Origin of the sequence: Sphingobacterium sp. E70, assembly GCF_019285695.1 — a bacterium.
GTDB lineage: Bacteria > Bacteroidota > Bacteroidia > Sphingobacteriales > Sphingobacteriaceae > Sphingobacterium > Sphingobacterium detergens.
On record NZ_CP079104.1, the window covers coordinates 441,791 to 458,356 of the forward strand.

The 16,566-nt window shown below is 40.1% G+C and carries 22 protein-coding genes and 4 pseudogenes; 10 read left to right on the plus strand and 16 right to left on the minus strand.

Translation table 11 applies throughout. From position 1 onward, the window contains the following. Positions 1-5 precede the first annotated feature (5 nt). From KUH03_RS03280 to KUH03_RS03310, 7 genes are all read right to left on the minus strand, one after another. Complete coding sequence (locus tag KUH03_RS03280) at positions 6-164, minus strand: hypothetical protein (RefSeq protein WP_257091555.1); 159 nt, start codon at positions 162-164, stop codon at positions 6-8. 333 nt (positions 165-497) lie between these two features. After that, positions 498-1,298 carry a 4-hydroxy-tetrahydrodipicolinate reductase gene (gene dapB, locus KUH03_RS03285; protein WP_257091556.1) on the minus strand — a complete coding sequence of 267 codons (801 nt, stop codon included), beginning with the start codon at positions 1,296-1,298 and terminating at the stop codon, positions 498-500. A gap of 49 nt (positions 1,299-1,347) precedes the next feature. Beyond that, positions 1,348-1,956, minus strand: a complete 609-nt coding sequence (locus KUH03_RS03290) for a class I SAM-dependent methyltransferase (RefSeq protein ID WP_257091557.1) — start codon at positions 1,954-1,956, stop codon at positions 1,348-1,350. A 356-nt stretch (positions 1,957-2,312) separates the two neighbouring features. After that, complete coding sequence (locus tag KUH03_RS03295) at positions 2,313-2,717, minus strand: hypothetical protein (RefSeq protein ID WP_257091558.1); 405 nt, start codon at positions 2,715-2,717, stop codon at positions 2,313-2,315. 363 nt (positions 2,718-3,080) lie between these two features. Continuing rightward, the gene (locus KUH03_RS03300; protein WP_257091559.1) at positions 3,081-3,623 is read right to left on the minus strand and encodes a hypothetical protein; all 543 of its coding nucleotides are present in this window, start codon (positions 3,621-3,623) and stop codon (positions 3,081-3,083) included. A 395-nt stretch (positions 3,624-4,018) separates the two neighbouring features. Continuing rightward, on the minus strand, positions 4,019-4,417 hold the full coding sequence (locus KUH03_RS03305) for a hypothetical protein (RefSeq protein WP_257091560.1): 399 nt from the start codon (positions 4,415-4,417) through the stop codon (positions 4,019-4,021). Between the two features lie 190 nt (positions 4,418-4,607). Further along, the gene (locus KUH03_RS03310; protein WP_257091561.1) at positions 4,608-4,964 is read right to left on the minus strand and encodes a helix-turn-helix domain-containing protein; all 357 of its coding nucleotides are present in this window, start codon (positions 4,962-4,964) and stop codon (positions 4,608-4,610) included. A 140-nt stretch (positions 4,965-5,104) separates the two neighbouring features. Here KUH03_RS03310 and KUH03_RS03315 point away from each other — a divergent pair, with 140 nt between their 5' ends. Beyond that, positions 5,105-5,368: an NAD(P)-binding domain-containing protein gene (locus KUH03_RS03315; RefSeq protein ID WP_257091562.1), complete on the plus strand. Its 264-nt coding sequence runs from the start codon at positions 5,105-5,107 to the stop codon at positions 5,366-5,368. Between the two features lie 14 nt (positions 5,369-5,382). Further along, on the plus strand, positions 5,383-5,988 hold the full coding sequence (locus KUH03_RS03320; protein ID WP_257091563.1) for a hypothetical protein: 606 nt from the start codon (positions 5,383-5,385) through the stop codon (positions 5,986-5,988). A 118-nt stretch (positions 5,989-6,106) separates the two neighbouring features. Here the strand turns inward: KUH03_RS03320 and KUH03_RS03325 are convergent, their stop codons facing one another. Both KUH03_RS03325 and KUH03_RS03330 read right to left on the minus strand, forming a co-directional pair. Continuing rightward, positions 6,107-6,400 carry a bestrophin family ion channel gene (locus KUH03_RS03325; RefSeq protein WP_257091564.1) on the minus strand — a complete coding sequence of 98 codons (294 nt, stop codon included), beginning with the start codon at positions 6,398-6,400 and terminating at the stop codon, positions 6,107-6,109. Beyond that, positions 6,382-6,903: a bestrophin family ion channel gene (locus KUH03_RS03330; protein ID WP_257091565.1), complete on the minus strand. Its 522-nt coding sequence runs from the start codon at positions 6,901-6,903 to the stop codon at positions 6,382-6,384. The genes KUH03_RS03325 and KUH03_RS03330 overlap by 19 nt, the downstream gene beginning before the upstream one ends. Positions 6,904-7,226: 323 nt before the next feature. On the opposite strand from KUH03_RS03330, the gene KUH03_RS03335 reads away from it, so the two are divergent. Together KUH03_RS03335 and KUH03_RS03340 are read left to right on the plus strand one after the other, a co-directional pair. Continuing rightward, the gene (locus tag KUH03_RS03335; RefSeq protein ID WP_257091566.1) at positions 7,227-7,574 is read left to right on the plus strand and encodes a TPMT family class I SAM-dependent methyltransferase; all 348 of its coding nucleotides are present in this window, start codon (positions 7,227-7,229) and stop codon (positions 7,572-7,574) included. Beyond that, positions 7,544-7,726, plus strand: a complete 183-nt coding sequence (locus KUH03_RS03340; RefSeq protein WP_257098027.1) for a hypothetical protein — start codon at positions 7,544-7,546, stop codon at positions 7,724-7,726. The genes KUH03_RS03335 and KUH03_RS03340 overlap by 31 nt, the downstream gene beginning before the upstream one ends. 90 nt (positions 7,727-7,816) lie before the next feature. On the opposite strand, the gene KUH03_RS48020 is transcribed toward KUH03_RS03340, so the two are convergent. The 3 genes and pseudogenes from KUH03_RS48020 to KUH03_RS48030 form a co-directional block, all read right to left on the minus strand. Continuing rightward, positions 7,817-8,497, minus strand: coding sequence for a SulP family inorganic anion transporter (locus KUH03_RS48020; RefSeq protein ID WP_373564626.1), 681 nt, complete (start codon positions 8,495-8,497; stop codon positions 7,817-7,819). A gap of 28 nt (positions 8,498-8,525) precedes the next feature. Continuing rightward, positions 8,526-8,846: a SulP family inorganic anion transporter gene (locus tag KUH03_RS48025; RefSeq protein ID WP_373564627.1), complete on the minus strand. Its 321-nt coding sequence runs from the start codon at positions 8,844-8,846 to the stop codon at positions 8,526-8,528. Between the two features lie 136 nt (positions 8,847-8,982). Further along, positions 8,983-9,345 (minus strand): annotated as a pseudogene (locus KUH03_RS48030) (SulP family inorganic anion transporter); the annotation flags it as partial. Positions 9,346-9,513: 168 nt separating this feature from the next. On the opposite strand from KUH03_RS48030, the gene KUH03_RS03350 reads away from it, so the two are divergent. Both KUH03_RS03350 and KUH03_RS03355 read left to right on the plus strand, forming a co-directional pair. After that, positions 9,514-10,458 carry a DUF3943 domain-containing protein gene (locus KUH03_RS03350; RefSeq protein WP_257091567.1) on the plus strand — a complete coding sequence of 315 codons (945 nt, stop codon included), beginning with the start codon at positions 9,514-9,516 and terminating at the stop codon, positions 10,456-10,458. A 268-nt stretch (positions 10,459-10,726) separates the two neighbouring features. Then, positions 10,727-11,080, plus strand: coding sequence for a hypothetical protein (locus tag KUH03_RS03355; RefSeq protein ID WP_257091568.1), 354 nt, complete (start codon positions 10,727-10,729; stop codon positions 11,078-11,080). On the opposite strand, the gene KUH03_RS03360 is transcribed toward KUH03_RS03355, so the two are convergent. The 4 genes and pseudogenes from KUH03_RS03360 to fbp all read right to left on the minus strand — a co-directional run bounded on the left by KUH03_RS03360 (position 11,077) and on the right by fbp (position 13,722). Beyond that, a complete protein-coding gene (locus tag KUH03_RS03360; protein WP_257091569.1) occupies positions 11,077-11,667 on the minus strand; it encodes a L,D-transpeptidase family protein in 591 nt (196 codons plus the stop codon). The genes KUH03_RS03355 and KUH03_RS03360 overlap by 4 nt on opposite strands. Further along, entirely contained in the window at positions 11,634-11,840 is a 207-nt protein-coding gene (locus KUH03_RS03365; protein WP_257091570.1) for a L,D-transpeptidase family protein, read from the minus strand. Before KUH03_RS03365 ends, KUH03_RS03360 begins: the two co-directional genes overlap by 34 nt. 16 nt (positions 11,841-11,856) lie before the next feature. Next, entirely contained in the window at positions 11,857-12,516 is a 660-nt protein-coding gene (locus KUH03_RS03370) for a hypothetical protein (protein ID WP_257091571.1), read from the minus strand. A gap of 200 nt (positions 12,517-12,716) precedes the next feature. Beyond that, positions 12,717-13,722: pseudogene (fbp, locus tag KUH03_RS03375) on the minus strand (class 1 fructose-bisphosphatase). 263 nt (positions 13,723-13,985) lie between these two features. Between fbp and KUH03_RS03380 the strand changes: the two are divergent. From KUH03_RS03380 to KUH03_RS48040, 4 genes and pseudogenes are all read left to right on the plus strand, one after another. Beyond that, on the plus strand, positions 13,986-14,126 hold the full coding sequence (locus KUH03_RS03380; protein WP_257091572.1) for a hypothetical protein: 141 nt from the start codon (positions 13,986-13,988) through the stop codon (positions 14,124-14,126). 357 nt (positions 14,127-14,483) lie between these two features. Then, positions 14,484-15,128, plus strand: a pseudogene (locus tag KUH03_RS03385) (heavy metal-binding domain-containing protein); the annotation flags it as partial. 47 nt (positions 15,129-15,175) lie between these two features. Next, positions 15,176-15,274 (plus strand): annotated as a pseudogene (locus tag KUH03_RS48035) (hypothetical protein); the annotation flags it as partial. A gap of 12 nt (positions 15,275-15,286) precedes the next feature. Then, the gene (locus KUH03_RS48040) at positions 15,287-16,561 is read left to right on the plus strand and encodes a heavy metal translocating P-type ATPase (protein WP_373564933.1); all 1,275 of its coding nucleotides are present in this window, start codon (positions 15,287-15,289) and stop codon (positions 16,559-16,561) included. The last annotated feature ends 5 nt before the right edge of the window (positions 16,562-16,566 follow it).

Consider the following 16,566-nt stretch of genomic DNA (forward strand, 5'->3'; position numbering starts at 1 on the left):
TCTTATCAAAGTCTATACCGGAGAGAGATGGCCCGCCAGATATGATTTGCAAGATCCTGATCCAATTCATGCTGTTGAAAAGACCATCTCTCTTTGTTCTTAACCAAAGTTTGCAATAGACCATCTAACAGAATATCCAATTCTGTTTCTTCTTTGTCGGACACTTTTTCAACAATTGAATCTGAAAATCTCTTTCCTGATATGTAATGCGGAAAATCTGTCCTTTATATGCTGTATTTAACTGTCCAATCGTATCTTCCATGGCATCTAACTCAAATTTAGTCTAATCTCTCAAACCGTATGGTCAGCCTATCTATAGCTCTTAACCACATTGGAGCATCCATACACCTCTCCTAAATATCCAAAATAGGCTTACGAATAAGTGTTCACATGCTAAATAAGTATGTAAATATAAAAATAAAAAACAGTATTATACTAATTATTTTAGCATAAAATAATCTAATTTTTTTAATCCCGATTATTCGATATCTTCGCTTCTATATATCCATTACGGTGTCCAATCCGCGCTTCAAGCCCTCAAAGGTCGACAACTTACTTACAGCCATCAAAATCCCTTTTATGTACGGTTCTGCGCCATTGCCTGCATCGTGACGAAGGATTAACGTTTCGTCCTTTTCACCAAATATCGCCTCGACACCAAGAATATGTCCCGGTAAACGCACAGAATGCACCTGTATACCATTTATGCTTGCCCCACGCGCATCCTTTCGTCCGACAGTATCGTCAATTGCTACCGCTAATTCCGGTGTCTGAATTTTGGAAAGGCGATATGCAAGTTCAGCTACGGTGCCACTTGGGGCATCAGGCTTATCCCCGGAAGCATAATCAATAATTTCAAAATGTGGGATAAACTTAGCCGCAATTTCCGCAAACTTCTGTAGAAGCACTGCCGTGATTGCAAAATTACCGGCAGCTAAAATTGCCGTATGATGCTCATCTGCCACCGCTGCGATTTCTTTAAAATCAGCATCTGTTAGCCCCGAAGTTCCCAACACAACCCGCTTCCCTCTTTTTAACGCTGCAATAACATTGCTCTTGGCAATTTCTGGTTTGGTAAAATCAATCATCACATCAAAATCCACTAAATCAAGCGCATCTGTTATATTATCAAATAATGGAATCGGCCCGTTTCCCAGATTTAAAATTGGTGCTAAATCAGCACCACCTTTGGAGCGGGACAGACCACCCACCAATTGTAAGTCCTTTTCCTGCGTTATCCTTTTGCTTAGCTCAGTTCCCACCCATCCTGTTGCACCCGCTATAAATACCTTTATCATAATTCCTTTTTTGATCGTCCAACGCTCAGATGTTACTTCTTTATGGCCACTATAGCATAGACCATTGGAATTTTGTCCTCAAGTAGTTCAATCCGATATTTATTCTTTTCAAATTCAATCGTCCCGTTAAAACAATTATAGGGGAATAATCAAATTCATCAAGTTGCGCGATTTGCAGTCCATTTTTTATCAGACTATTGACCACTTCACTTATACCGTGATTCCACATGACATACTCCTCTGTTATAGCCGCATTTCTATCCGCATAAGTTCCGTTTGCAGTTTCTATAATAGCTCCTGAATTAAAATATCGATAACCTATTTTTTCAAAATTATCATCAAACATCCAAACAACAGGATGGAACTCAACAAAGACAAATTTCCCATTGGGCTTCAAAAATCTGGAAATAACCTTTGCCCATTTATCTAAATCAGGCAACCAGCCGATTGTACCATAACTCGTAAAAACATAGTCAAATTGCTGATCCAAATGATTCGGCAGATCGTATAGATCACAACAGATAAAACGAACATCGGCATTTGTCTGTTCAGCAATTTTTCGTGCACTTTCAATAGCCTTATCGGACAAGTCGACCCCAGTTACTTCAGCACCGAGCCGGCTCAGTGAAATTGTGTCTTGACCAAAATGACATTGCAAATGTAATATTGTTTTCCCTGAATATCATCGAGCAGATCTAGCTCAATCTCATTCAAAGAACTTCTCCCTGAAGAAAACCCGGGAGATCATAAAATTCCGACTTGAGATGTGAATCCGTTCTACTATTCCAGGACGCTCTGTTTATATCCAAATAATGCTGTTCTTTATTCATAGCTTAAATCTACCTTTTTATCCGTATTATTTATATCATTAACCCATGCTTAAAGAAGAATTAATGTTCTTAACAGCTGTAATACTTCATTGTTTTAAGAAGGTCAGATTAATATTAGAATGCAGATAACGTCCTAACCTATTATTTTCTGTTAATTTGAGTCTGTTGTCCGCAAGCACAAATGTCAGTCCTGTAAAATCGTAATAACTCCAATAAGCTCTTGTAAAAAGTGGAATGAACGAAAAGGAATATGATCAAAGTCAAAATAATAACTGTGCGCTGTATTCATGCTGTCTATGATTAAAAGCTTATTGCTTTTAGGTTTTTCAATAATTAAATATTGGTACAATGGAATCTGGTCGTTTTCCGTTTTTATCCAACCAAAGTCTCCATCTGTTACACAGGCTTTCACCGCCAATTTTTCAACTCTTCCTTTCGCTAATTCAAATGCCCGATAATATTGTGGTTCAGCAATATTGTCAACATATATTTTCACGCTATTGCTATCAAGTTCCTCATTGGTTTGATATAAGGGGAGAAATTCCGTACTCGTAGACCAATCTGTTTTAACATCGATCTGCGATGGCATCTGAGAGAAAAAAAGTCAGGGTATCATTTTTAATTACAAAGGACCCTCTAGATTGATTCTCATAGCCCACATCCTCCCCGCTTTCAGGGAAGGTTTGTTTCCTTATAAAAATAACTATGATCCCTGAAGTTCAGCACCAATTCATTGGTAGAATCGCTTTTATATGTTATGATTTCAGCATGATGATCAGCCAGATGAGATGTGTCGCCGCCTGTTTTCTGGCCATTATTCCCACAAGATTGCGATGCAAATAGTACAAGCAGCAGTATTTTATAATTTTCCAGTGCTAACATGACGTTCAAATTTTAAAATATAACATGATTCATTTATGATCCTTTTGCCTCAAAAACCCATGAAAATCAACTATTTCGCCTTTTCAATTTTTATATCAGATGGCCCATCTCCATAGTATGTAGGTTTCTGTTCGACCATCTTTGGATTGCCATTTTCGTCTTTTTCCAATTTTTTAATACCCGTTCTTGGTGGACGTTTGGTATCCAGATCCATCTCGAAAGAAATGGTAATTTTATCATTTATCCCAAGACTGTTTCCTTCATTATCAAAAACCTGCAAATCATCCGCTGTAAACTTATCAGGAATATACATTCCGTTTTTATTGTCCTTGTAGCCCAAATCTATACTACCGATATAATCTCCTTTTCCCTTTGGTTCAGAAAACAACGAAACAGCAATTTCCATATCGCTTCGGACTGTTACGTCACTGTTAAGGTAAGGGTACCCTGTCAAGCTAAAGCGCTTGCCGGCATTATCCTTGTTTTGATCTAGTTTTTCAAACTGATCCGCATTAATTGGAGTTGACGGTTGATCCTTTCCACCACCACAACTTGATATCGCAAAAGTTGCAGCCGTTAGCAGAGTCATCACTGTCATTTTCATTGTTTTCATATTATTATCATTAAAAGTAATACCTTAATTAAACCATTCTGTTGTTGTAGCAGTATCCTGAGATAACAAACCCAACAATCAAATATAGAATAAGCAGGCACCACTTTTAGACCGGTCTAATATTCGCCTGAACCCAATGAATATCCGTCTATCAATTACAAGGTTCCGGAGCTAGAATCGCACAGGAATTGATCTAATTTAAGCGTTTTCACCCCTTACAATTTGTTCATTACTACTTTTATCCGTTTTTATGAAATCCTTATTTTATCAATACTGCAAATAATAATACAGTTGCGTACCTAATGAATAAGCTAATCCTAGCAATATCATGACTGGTAAAACATATAATAAGGAATAATATTTGGCAATAAAATCAAAAGATCCCTTACTGCTCCTTACCCCTCTTTTTCAAAATAGTTTTCCAGATCTTGCTTTGCCGAAACTGGAAGATAGTGAATATACTGCTGGCCTGTTTTTAAGGTTATTCGCAAGACAAAGTACAACCTTAACGAATCAAATATGCGAAAGAATTCAATATCTTGAATAGCGATGTTTTTCCCGTTCAAAATGATTTGGTTATCCTCAAAAATTATAGCATCTGCGCTCGATTTTATTTTCGACACAAATAATGAATACGGGAAACCTATGACTAAGACTGCATTCCATAAGGGATGAATATTGCGAATTAATAGTGTGCTAGCGAACATGAGCGCGAAAGAAATCAAAGCGGCATATAAGCTATACAAAAGTATTCGATCAAAGTTAAAGGCTTCAGCTTGGAGTGGCTGCTTCATATACAATTATCTTTTCTGGATTAACAGCAGGCTATTTTTCAAATTGACCCTTATCAAAAGCCGAACAGGTCTTATTTTATCTGACTGCTGGGATAAAGCTAGCGCTCTACCGCCACAATAATATATTTATTTACAATTCGCTATCGTCCTTTTACAATATGTCTGTTTTCATGATTTTAAGGGTTCAGTATCAGCCTACAATCTGCTCTCTCAAATTTTCAACCAAATGGTTGTTTTCAATACCCCATTTATCAATGATTGCTATAACTGGCAATAAGCTAATCCCCAAGTCAGTCAGGCTATACTCGACTTTCAGCGGAAATCCTTGATAAATTTTCTTCACGATAATACCAGCTTGTTCCAATTCATAAAGCTGCATATTGATTACTCTTGGGCTTGCATCATGAATAGCACGATGCAATTCACTGGGACGTTTTATACCTTTGTTGATACCATCCAATATACAGGCTTTCCATTTTCCACCAAGTATTTTCATTGTGACGACTATGCCACAGTCAAGATCTTCGGGAATCTTTCTACTATACATAATTTCATAATTTTCATTAAAACTAGTGAATTTTGCAATTCCATAGGGAATAATTTTTCCCTGGGTGAATCCTTTTTCCCTTATTGCCAGCGTACCGGCTTGTCCTCATATTTGTTGTATAAAAATAAATGAGGAAACACATGGAAACATTGAAAAATCAAATCAGCATTATCGGCCTAGGTCCAATGGGTATAAAAATAGCGCAGCTCTATCTACAAAAAGGTTTTCAGGTCACTGTATTCAATCGAACCACAGCTAAAGCAGATCAACTGGTAAAAGAAGGTGCTCGATTAGCGAAAAACATTAGCGAGGCCATTGAGGCGAGTCCAACGAGTATTGTTATCGTTCATAACTATGCGGTAGCGAATAATCTTTTTCATCAATCAAAACGGGGAATGCATTAGCCGGCAAACTCATTGTGCAATTGACTACAGGTACATCGCAGGAAGCACGTTTAAGCGAAACCTGGTTTAACGGTAAAACAGCCGGTTACCTTGATGGAGCGATACAGGTGGCGCCAGAACAGATGGCACAGCCCGATACAACAATATTGTTTTCGGGCAATAGCGGAAAATATCTGGAAATCGAAGATACATTGAAAATTCTGGGTGGAAATCTAAAATATCTAGGCGAAAATATTGGGGCTGCGGCAGCCATGGATACAGCTACACTCTCCTATATCTATGGTGCAGCAGCAGGTTTTCTACATGGTGCTTTAATTGCCGAATCTGAAAATTTTGACGTCAGGGAATATGGCAATATCATCGCAGAAATTGCTCCGGGAATGGGCGAATTTTTAAAGCATGAGGGTGCAGTGATCAGTAGTGGAGATTTTAAGCTTTCCCAAAGCCCACTTGCTATCTCTGTAGAGGCAACAGAAAGAATCCTTGCAACAGCAAAATTAAGTGGAATAAATAGTGAATTTCCCCAATTTGCAGCAAATTGGCTCAAAAGAGCAAAAGATGCGGGCTATGAACAGGAAGAATTTGCTGCTGTGATTAAGACATTGCGGACACCGCGATAAACAGAAGCCCGACCACCTAAAAGTGGCTCAACACAAAAACGTTATGATCGGATAGCTTGATGAAACCAAATCTGGAGATAAAGCTATCTGATTACAACTAAAATTTACGACCAACCGCTTAAAGAATATAATAGAATTCCTCGGCAGGTGCCGTTGGCTTCGGAGTAGGTTCGCCAATAGCCTCCAACAGATTCATCTCAATGGTCTGGCAGATCGTTGTCATCGGCGTGTCCATTGGTTTATTTTCAAAAGGATCTTGCATTAAGATGGCAGTACGTTCGATAATAATAAAAATAATGGGAATTCCGATCGTCAGCATCATTTTGACCAAGATAACATCATCATTCAGACTAAAGGGTAATAAGAGCGCAAATAGATAAATCAGAAAATGGATCAGCTTACCATAGGACACCGGAAAAACCGTATTTTTATCCGCTCACATCGACCCATTGAATCCGAAAACCGCGTTAGAATCTCATCTGCAGCAACCTGCCGAAATTCAGTAATCAACTCCTCCTGGGCCAATAAACGCAAATGCTTTCCATGCGCATTTAAAATTCCGTAAACAGCATTGGTGTCCTTGATTTGATAATTTTCCAAATAGTCGCTTACCCGTTTTGAATACGGCTCCTTGCGCAGCGATTCGCTCAAGGCATAATTCCATATAATCTGTCTTTCAACAAACATTTTTAGATGTATATCCTGATCTTTACTGATAAAAGTCTGCAAAAGACGAATTAAGCTGCGTGAATCATTGACAATTCCGCCCCAAACGATACGGGCTTCCCACCATCTATCGTAAGATTGGGCAGTTCGAAAAGCCAACAAAAGCGATATGGCTGTACCAACGATGGCTATTAACGATAAAGGAATTTCCAATGTAAGAAAGTCTTTGTGTTTTGCCAGTAGGCCCACCAGACAGCCAAAAATACAATTCGAACCAGATCAGTCTGAATGGTTTTTAAGAAGTATGAGACAGAGATCCTCCTATTAAGTAACATATAACAATCATTCTTTAGTTGAAATAATACATCATATAAATCCGAAAGTTGTTTTTTTGTTTTAAAAGACCAAAAACAAAATGTTAAAAACCTACAATAAAGCGAATTATTTTTTATCATCTATTGAGATTATTACGAATCTTATGGACAGATTTTCAGGTAAAAAACAAAAATAATGCCGTATTACACAAGATTTCCTTAAATTGTGTCCGCTTGATTTAACAGGTATATAATACGATGGATATATTGGATTTGGATAAAGAATATTGGGACAATCGCTATAAAAACAGGGAGACCGGATGGGATATCGGTTATGCCTCACCGGCATTAATCGAATATGCGGAAACGGTGATTCCCAAAGAGGCTTCTATTTTGATCCCTGGCTGTGGAAATGCATACGAAGCGAAAGCGCTACTTGACAAAGGGTTTAAAAATATCACTTTACTTGATATCGCACCAACTTTAGTCAATCAGGTTAAAAAGAGTTTGGCGAAACTACACCGATCCGGATTATCTGCGAAGATTTTTTTGAACATGGCGAAAAATACGATTATATTCTCGAGCAGACTTTTTTCTGTGCATTAGATCCGATTTTACGTAAAAAATACAGTAACAAAATGGCCGATCTACTTCATCCACATGGTATCCTTGCAGGTTTAATGTTTAACAGAACATTTGAATCAGCAGGCCCACCTTTGGCGGAAACAAAACGGAATATCAACGACTGTTTCAGGTAGCCTTTGATATTTTAAAAATGGAAGACTGTTTTAACAGCATACCTCAACGACAAGGTAGTGAGCTTTTCATTGCATTAAGGAAGAAATAGCTTATTTACCAGGCATCACCTGATAAGTCGGATCCTCCATAATATTAACGATAGCGATTCCCTCGGCATTTTTGAGTAAAGAGCGACAATCCTCACTGAGGTGCCAAAGCTCTATCTTCTTCTGTTGTGCGGCATAACGCTCCGTGATTTTATTTAACGCATCCACAGCAGACATGTCCACCACCCTACTTTCCTTAAAATCCAAAATGACGCGATCGGGATCCTCAGAGATATCAAATTTATCCAAAAAATTGGCGGTAGATCCGAAAAAAAGGGGACCATATATTTCATAATGCTTTATGCCATCTTGGTCGAGGTATTTTCTGGCCCGTATCCGTTTTGCATTATCCCAGGCAAAAACCAATGCAGACACGACGACTCCAACAAGTACAGCTAAGGCCAAATTGTGCAATAACACTGTTATTCCAGCAACAAGAATACCAACGAAAATATCTGATTTCGGAAATTTATTGATGATCCGGAAACTTACCCATTGAAAAGTTCCGATCGCAACCATCATCATCACTCCGACAAGAGCCGCCATTGGGATCTGCTCAATAAAGGGAGCACCGACCAGGATAATCACTAGGATTGTTATGGCACCGATAAAAGCAGATAGTCGGGTCCGTGCACCGGCATTCAGATTCACCAACGTCTGGGCCACCATGGCACATCCTCCCATTCCACCAAAAATCCGTTAACCGTATTTGCTATCCCCTGCGCCATGGACTCACGATTTGCGTCCCCTTGCTAGCTGTAATTTCATCGACCATATTAAGGGTTAAAAGAGACTCAACAAGTCCCACAGCAGCCATCACCAGGGAATATGGAAAGATCAATTGCAATGTCTCCCAATTCCAGGGAACATTGGGCAGATGAAAATGTGGTAGTGATCCGCTGACTGAAGCGATGTCCACGACCTTCTTGGTTTCGATACCCAGCAGGGAAACAAGACCAAAAACGACTAAAATAGCGATTAACGAAGCAGGAATTGCTTTTGTCAGCCGGGGAAAACCGATCACAATCAACATCGTTAACAACGTAAGTCCCCCATAATATATAGTGTCGCCCCGACATCCATGCTGTACCTGTTCCACTGCTCACTTTAAATTGGACAACTTGTGCCATGAAAATAATAATGGCCAATCCGTTCAAGAAACCATACATAACGGGCTGCGGAATCAGCCGAACAAATTTACCCCATTTAAAAAGACCGACCAAAAATTGCAATAGACCTGCCAGGACCACAGCGGCGAAAAGATAATCGATACCATGACTTGCTGCAAGCGCCATCAGAACAACAATAGTCGCACCGGCGCCACCAGATACCATCCCTGGTCTTCCTCCCAAAACAGCTGTCACAAGCCCCATTAAAAAGGCCGCATACAGCCCCGTCAGAGGAGGCAAGCCCGCTAATATTGCAAATGAAAGTGATTCCGGTATCATGGTCATGGCAACCGTCAAACCAGCAAATAGCTCGTTCTTAAAATTGATGGATCGCACATTAAAAAATTCAAAGGTATTGTTCATATCAAAATCAGTTGAACAGTTATAAAGCCCTGCAAAGGTAACAATCCGTACCGCAAATCAGCAAGCTATGCGCTGCTAAAACACAAAGAAATCACAATCCTAAAAACACTTTTAACAACTATTTGTTATTCATTACAAGTTTTATTGCAAAACAGTATATTAGCCCTTATGAAACAGCATTCAGGTACATATCGTTCTATTTTATTTTTATTTATAAATCTATTTACTACTCTTTTTGGAACCTTGGTATTTGCTAATTCCACAGCTAGCGGATCCACTTATACAAGTCAGTTTGTCGTACCATTTTCAATCTTAAATCCCTCATTGCTAACAGATAGTACGCAGCTAAAATCATCAACAGACAGCATAATTCCTATCGGCCCCTCGAAAAAAATGACGGATAGCATCACCGTATCCATGCAACAGACGAAATGGTTTTCCGATCGGATCAATGCCAAATTACCCGATAGTATCGTAAATTATCAAAAGAAAAACTTTCTACGGGCTGGAATCGAATGGTTTTCTATTCAGGCCATACCTGCTTCAGTCAATTATTTCATACGGAAAGATCCTGTCTCCCATATTTCCTTCAAAAATTTCTTCAGTCATTTGAAGTTTTCCGCTTGGACCTGGGATGACAATCTCTTTGCTACAAATCAGATCGCCCACCCTTACCATGGTCAGTTCTATTTCAATTCATTTCGATCAAACAATTTTAGTTTCCTACAGTCTACGCTCGCGACAGTTGCCGGAAGTTACATCTGGGAGACAGCAGGTGAGACAGAGCCACCTTCGATCAACGATATTATCAATACCAGTTTTGGTGGAACAATTCTCGGTGAGATGACTCATCGTCTTTCACACCATGTGCTCGCCAGACCAAGTCTTACAAAAGGACAACGTAATAAAAAGGAAATTTTGGCGATGTTGATCAATCCGATGAATGGTTTAAATCGGCTGCTCGATGGCCGTTGGGGAAATACAACCAAAGGTGCCGTGATTGACAGTTCTTTGGTTCATACCGAAGTGGAGCTGGGGATCCGCAGATTTGATGCCAAGGAGCATAACGTCCTGAGCCGGGGAAGAATGACATCTACGCGCGCATTAAACTGATTTACAACAACGATGATGTCGATAAAAAGAAACCATTTGACGACTTCTTTCTAAATCTTGAGATTGGATCAGATGACAGCTCTATGGTCAATGCAGTTAATGTTTACGCTTCTCTCTATGGGAATCGAATATTATCCAATTTAACAGGCCGACATCGTGGTATCGTTTCCGCTCATTTTGACTTTTTGCGTAATGAAGCGTTCTATTATGGATCACAAAGCATCAATTACAATATTTTTCCAATTATAACATCAGTAAACGGACCAAGTTGACCACCATTCTGGGTGGTGGCCCAGTCGTACTGGCCGCAGTACCGGATCCCTATCTTCATTTTGGCGAAAGTCGTACCTACGATTATGGCCCCGGAGCAGACGTCCGGGCATCAGCAACACTAAGTACGCTCAATCGCTTCAAATTTGGTATAGATTACCGTGGTGGATATTTCGTCACAATCAGTGGCAACAAATCTCACCACTATCTTCATACCGCATCCACCAGTGCATCTGTGCGGATCTGGAAAACTTTGGGGTCAACCTTTACTCCGGATATTTTAGACTTGAAGGCCATTACCAAGACCATAACAATGTCAATAAAGATTATCCTTTTATCCGTTTGGCTCTAGCCTACAACTCCGAATACTAAGACAAAGCAAACGATTAGAAAAAGACCTAACCGTCTTCCGGTTAGGCCTTCTTTAATTTGTCCAATATTTTTCATCGCCTCTTTCAAACGCGGGTCATACCCATAAATATCTGGATAAGAAACCATTTTACCGTCATCGTCAAGCCAGGTGGTATAATAAGTCAAGTATACAGGCATCTGACGTTTCAGTGTTACCCAACGCGACTTGGTGATAGAATCCGTTGTAATCTCTTTCGCAATCTTCTCGGCCTGCTTTTCATTATTGACCAGGTAACCGGCCAGGTCCACAGGCTTTTCAACGCGCACACAACCATGGCTCACAGCGCGGTTAGTCTGTCCAAACATTTGTTTGGCAGGTGTATCATGGAGATAGATCGAATAAGCATTTTCAAACAAAAATTTCACATTACCCAACGAATTGTCTGAACCCGGATTTTGTTTAAAACGGAATTTCTCCACCGAATCGGATTGCCAATTTACGGTACTGGGATCCACCTGCTTTCCTTTATAATATGCCACCATATTACGTGAAGCTAGATAGTTGGGGTTGTTCCGTACACTTGCCAATAATTCTTTTTCACAATACTACTTGGGATATTCCATACAGGATTGACCTGCATGGCATCCAAGATGCCCTGCATGACCGGAGTTTCATGGTTTTCACCTTTACGGGTATATGCCGGGTTATCCGTTTCGCCAACACACACATTCATCAATTGGCTGGTTTTTCCATCTTCCATGATGTGTAGTCGCTGTTCAGGAATATTGACAATAACATATTTCTCGGGAAAGACTCCCCATCCAACGTAATTTTTCCAGCACCATCAATACTTTCGTTCTTTGCGCATTATCCAGGTTACCCTTTTCCAACAAATCCTGAAATTGAATGTAATACTGGTTTTTAGGTTGAATTCCAGCCAGTAATGGCCCAATCTCCACACTATCCAGTAGATGTACAACGCCAGCATAGTTCATACGTTTTTGAGGAACAAAATACCTTCCGTACAAACGTTTTGGATTAATTACACCATATTTTATACTGCTTACATAAGCCACTAAGCCATCTGTCCCTAAAAGATCCAATTTGGCCAAAAGCGGATAAGATTCCGCTACATCCTTAGGCTTCAGTTTACGAAGAGAAAATAAAGTTTCCTTGATCTCTGTTGTATGAAAGTAACTGCTACGAATTCCATGTTCTTCGCTTCGTTCAAAATAATTCAATAGGGTATCAATACTGCCATCGAATAGATGGCCAGCGATTAAAGTCATCCCCTCGGTAGAGTCAGACAACTCCTTCATCCAACTCGGATTATGCAGTTTGGACTTCTGTTTACCATACACCTCATGGAATACCTTCAGATAGGCCGTTGTATCAAATTCTTTATAGGATTTTTGCTCAAAACCCTTTGCGAGCACATCGCCATAAGTCGGAGGATTCTCTTTACAGGAAAAAAAATACAATTGAAACGAAGGAAATAAAAACTAAAATACGTAACATACAACAAATAATGAAAAAGAAATGGCTTCGCAATAATGAAGCCATTTTCTGATCACAAAGATAAATAATTCTAATTGGCAAACGAATTTTACCTGTCATTGAATCACTACAGAATGAATTACTGCTGTTTTTCCAGAAAATCTTCGAGGAGTTCGACCATCTCGGAGTTCCCCAGAAAAGCTGCTGTTCGTTGGTGTAATGTCTTTGGTTCAATATCTAAAATACGTTGATATCCATTGGTCGCTTTACCTCCGGCTTGTTCAATAATAAAAGCGATCGGATTACACTCATACATCAATCGTAATTTTCCATTCGGATGGGCAGAGGTGGTTGGATAAAGAAATATCCCTCCTTTCAATAGATTACGATGAATGTCGGCAACCATAGAACCAATATAACGTGACGCATAGGGGCGCTGGGTAGAAGCATCTTCCATTTGGCAGTATTTGATATATTGCTTAACGCCGTTCGGAAATTTAGAATAGTTTCCCTCATTGATCGAATAAATATGGCCAGCTTCAGGAATCTTCATATCGGGATGTGATAGGCAGAATTCACCAATCGAAGGATCCAATGTAAACCCATTCACACCCTTTCCAGTGGTATAGACTAACATCGTTGAACTTCCGTAAATTACATATCCAGCTGCAACCTGCTTAGTTCCATGTTGCAGAATATCATTGCTATTGCACGATACTCCGGTATCCGAAAGCCGACGGTAAATCGAAAAAATGGTACCCACAGAAACATTCACATCAATATTACTCGAACCATCCAGTGGATCTATACAAACAATATATTTTGCATTTTTGGAAACTCCCGACTGCATGTAAACTGGATTTTCATGTTCCTCAGAAGCAACCACACAGCATTCGCCCCCACTTTGCAGCGCTTTAATAAATTGCTCATCGGCGTACACATCCAGCTTTTTCTGCCCTTCCCCTGAATATTGGTTTGACCTGCATCCCCAGGATATCAACCAATCCAGCCTTATTGACTTCTCTGTTAACAATTTTTGCTGCAATTCCGATATCACGCAAGAGTCTGGACAGCTCGCCTTTCGCGTATGGAAAATCGGCTTGTTTTTCAATAATAAATTGACCTAGTGTTGTTATACCACTCATAATAGTGTTTTATTGGATATTTGTTGCACAAAGCTAAAAAAGTAAAACATATTTTAGCAAAGTCAACCCCTGTTCAGCTAAACTTTAGCAGACGAAATGCGCAATCGATTGCGCATTTCTTGAAAACTTTCATTTGCTAAAACGATTATCAACTACAAAAAGATAACAAAGCTCAGCCAGAAGTAGATATCTTCTAAATATTGCCAAATAAAAAAACTAAAAAATGATAAGTATTTGGTAATTTTGGCAAAAAGATTGATACAATGCAACAACTTATACAGCTCGTTGAAAAGGAAAAACTAGGCAGCCAACTTGTTACGCAACATACGCTGATTATTGACGAAAAGCAGGTCAGCCATGGTGCACTTTTTTCGTTAAAACAGCGCGTAAAACCTTTAAAATAATGGTTCCAGCACCTTTTCACGAAGCATTGTTAGCAGGCAAACTAACTGTCCAGAGCTTAATGAAGCATCCAGAAGCCATGCTGCTTTCCTAAAAGCCGACTTTTGGCCCCCAATACAGCTGAGCTCACTCCCTATCCTCCCCGTCGCCGCTCCTGTTTCGTTGGGTATTATCACGCTAAACAAATAGCCCACTTTGTTTGTTTATTTTAGGTGTGGTATCGAGATCATCGTTTATCCAACAGGTTGATTTTCTTTCCGAAAGGACGGATATACGCTTTGAAATATTACAAATAAACAGTGTAAAAGTATAACATTACCCAAGCAATAACCCTTAAATTTATTGTACAACAAAATGCTATGCAATACCAATATAAACTTTCAGGCATGTCCTGTGACGGGTGTAGAACAACAATTGAGAATGCTATCAATCAGCTTCCTGAAGTTCGGGCTAAAGTTACGCTAGAGCCACCGCTACTGACAATAGAATCTGCAATAGAAATTCCGACAGAACAACTCCAGGAGACCCTCGCTAAATTAGGTAATTATCATATTGGCGAACTGAATAAACCTGTACAAGAAATCCTAAATACGGAACAACCAAAGCTATCTGCGTCAAGCAAGTACTATTGCCCTATGCACTGCGAAGGTGATAAAACCTACGATCAACCGGGACGCTGTCCAGTTTGTGGGATGTACCTTGTACCGATGCAAAATAATGAAAACAAACATCATCATCCTGATCATAGGCACAGCGCAGACCAAACTCCAACGGTTGTCACACAGACAAAGATAGAACAGCAGCATGAATCCATTATGCAGGAACATAATCATGCTGGACAACAACATCAATCTGAAGCACAGGATCATGACCATCACCAACATGAATCGGTACAACATGGTCACGATTATAACCAGCATAAACAAGCCCATAATGACCATTCTGCCGCTGCAAAACCCAATCAACGGAAAGCGAGTTCAGCGGGAAAATACTACTGTCCCATGCATTGTGAGGGCGACAAGCTCTATGATAAACCGGGCAACTGTCCAGTTTGTGGGATGAACTTGGAGAAAGTCCCCGAATTAACCAAAAGCACACAATACAGCTGTCCGATGCACCCGAAATTGTTCAGGATCATCCTGGAAGCTGCCCGATCTGTGGTATGGATCTTGTCCCTATCGCTGGAGGAAATGATACCGACGATGATAGGACCTATAGAGATCTCCGGATGAAACTGTGGCTATCCATCCTGTTTACAGTTCCGATATTTATACTATCCATGGGAGAAATGCTTCCCGGTAATCCGATCGGAAAAGTAATTCCAACGGATTGGTCAGGCTGGATACAATTATTTCTATCCCTGCCGGTGGTCTTCTATACCTGTTGGTCCTTTTTCCAACGCGGTTGGATTTCTTTTAAAACCTGGCGTCTGAATATGTTTAGTTTGATTGCCCTTGGCGCTGGCGCGGGGTTTGTATATAGTATTATTGGCCTTTTTTTCCCACAGTTATTTCCAGCCGACCTAAAAAATCATCACGGATATATCGCATTATATTTTGAGTCCGTTACTGTTATCCTAACATTGGTTCTCCTTGGACAGGTGATGGAAGCAAAAGCCCATTCCAAAACCAATTCAGCAATCAAAGAGCTCATTAAACTCAGCCCCTCTGACGCTACCCGGGTCGAAAATGGTATCGACGTAAAAATTGGGGTCGATCAGATTAAGATCGGTGATACGCTGAAAGTAAAACCCGGAGATAAAATCCCTGTCGATGGACAGATTACAAATGGTACGACGAGCATTGATGAATCCATGCTGACAGGCGAACCTCTACCTGTCGAAAAGCAGGAAGGTGACAAGGTCAGTTCCGGAACCATCAACGGTGAACGAAGTTTTCTCATGAAAGCAGAACGTATTGGTTCAGACACCTTATTGGCTCAGATCATTCAGATGGTCAATGATGCCAGCAGAAGTAAAGCTCCAATCCAACGTCTCACAGATAAAGTATCTGAAATATTTGTTCCAATTGTGATCGTTATCGCATTGTTGACATTCTTCGCTTGGTGGATCTGGGGTCCTGCGCCATCATTGGCTTATGGCTTTGCCAATGCATTGGCAGTGCTTATTGTTGCTTGTCCTTGTGCGCTTGGTCTGGCAACTCCGATGTCCGTCATGGTCGGTGTCGGCAAGGGAGCCAAAAATGGTATTTTGATCAAAGATGCTAGTGCATTAGAAAAAATGAACAAGGTTGATGTTGTATTAACAGACAAGACGGGAACAATCACTGAAGGCAAACCCACCGTTGATGACATTCAACCCACTGCTAAGAGCAGTATCAACGAAATATTATCCTTAGCCGCCGCTCTCAACAGCAACAGCACCCATCCACTCGGGCAGGCTATTATTGATCGGGCAAAAAGGAAGGAAATAAAATAGAACAA

What these genes read in the sequence shown, in the direction of transcription:
- KUH03_RS03350 (WP_257091567.1), top strand. Translation starts at nt 9,514, where the DNA reads ATGAAACAGCATTCAGGTACATATCGTTCTATTTTATTTTTATTTATA.
- KUH03_RS03295 (WP_257091558.1), bottom strand. Translation starts at nt 2,717, where the DNA reads ATGCCATCGCAGATCGATGTTAAAACAGATTGGTCTACGAGTACGGAA.
- KUH03_RS03380 (WP_257091572.1), top strand. Translation starts at nt 13,986, where the DNA reads ATGCAACAACTTATACAGCTCGTTGAAAAGGAAAAACTAGGCAGCCAA.
- KUH03_RS03305 (WP_257091560.1), bottom strand. Translation starts at nt 4,417, where the DNA reads ATGAAGCAGCCACTCCAAGCTGAAGCCTTTAACTTTGATCGAATACTT.
- KUH03_RS03365 (WP_257091570.1), bottom strand. Translation starts at nt 11,840, where the DNA reads ATGGAAGATGGAAAAACCAGCCAATTGATGAATGTGTGTGTTGGCGAA.
- KUH03_RS03310 (WP_257091561.1), bottom strand. Translation starts at nt 4,964, where the DNA reads ATGTATAGTAGAAAGATTCCCGAAGATCTTGACTGTGGCATAGTCGTC.
- KUH03_RS03300 (WP_257091559.1), bottom strand. Translation starts at nt 3,623, where the DNA reads ATGAAAACAATGAAAATGACAGTGATGACTCTGCTAACGGCTGCAACT.
- KUH03_RS48020 (WP_373564626.1), bottom strand. Translation starts at nt 8,497, where the DNA reads ATGGGAGGATGTGCCATGGTGGCCCAGACGTTGGTGAATCTGAATGCC.
- KUH03_RS48040 (WP_373564933.1), top strand. Translation starts at nt 15,287, where the DNA reads ATGGATCTTGTCCCTATCGCTGGAGGAAATGATACCGACGATGATAGG.
- dapB (WP_257091556.1), bottom strand. Translation starts at nt 1,298, where the DNA reads ATGATAAAGGTATTTATAGCGGGTGCAACAGGATGGGTGGGAACTGAG.
- KUH03_RS48025 (WP_373564627.1), bottom strand. Translation starts at nt 8,846, where the DNA reads ATGTTGATTGTGATCGGTTTTCCCCGGCTGACAAAAGCAATTCCTGCT.
- KUH03_RS03335 (WP_257091566.1), top strand. Translation starts at nt 7,227, where the DNA reads ATGGATATATTGGATTTGGATAAAGAATATTGGGACAATCGCTATAAA.
- KUH03_RS03315 (WP_257091562.1), top strand. Translation starts at nt 5,105, where the DNA reads ATGGAAACATTGAAAAATCAAATCAGCATTATCGGCCTAGGTCCAATG.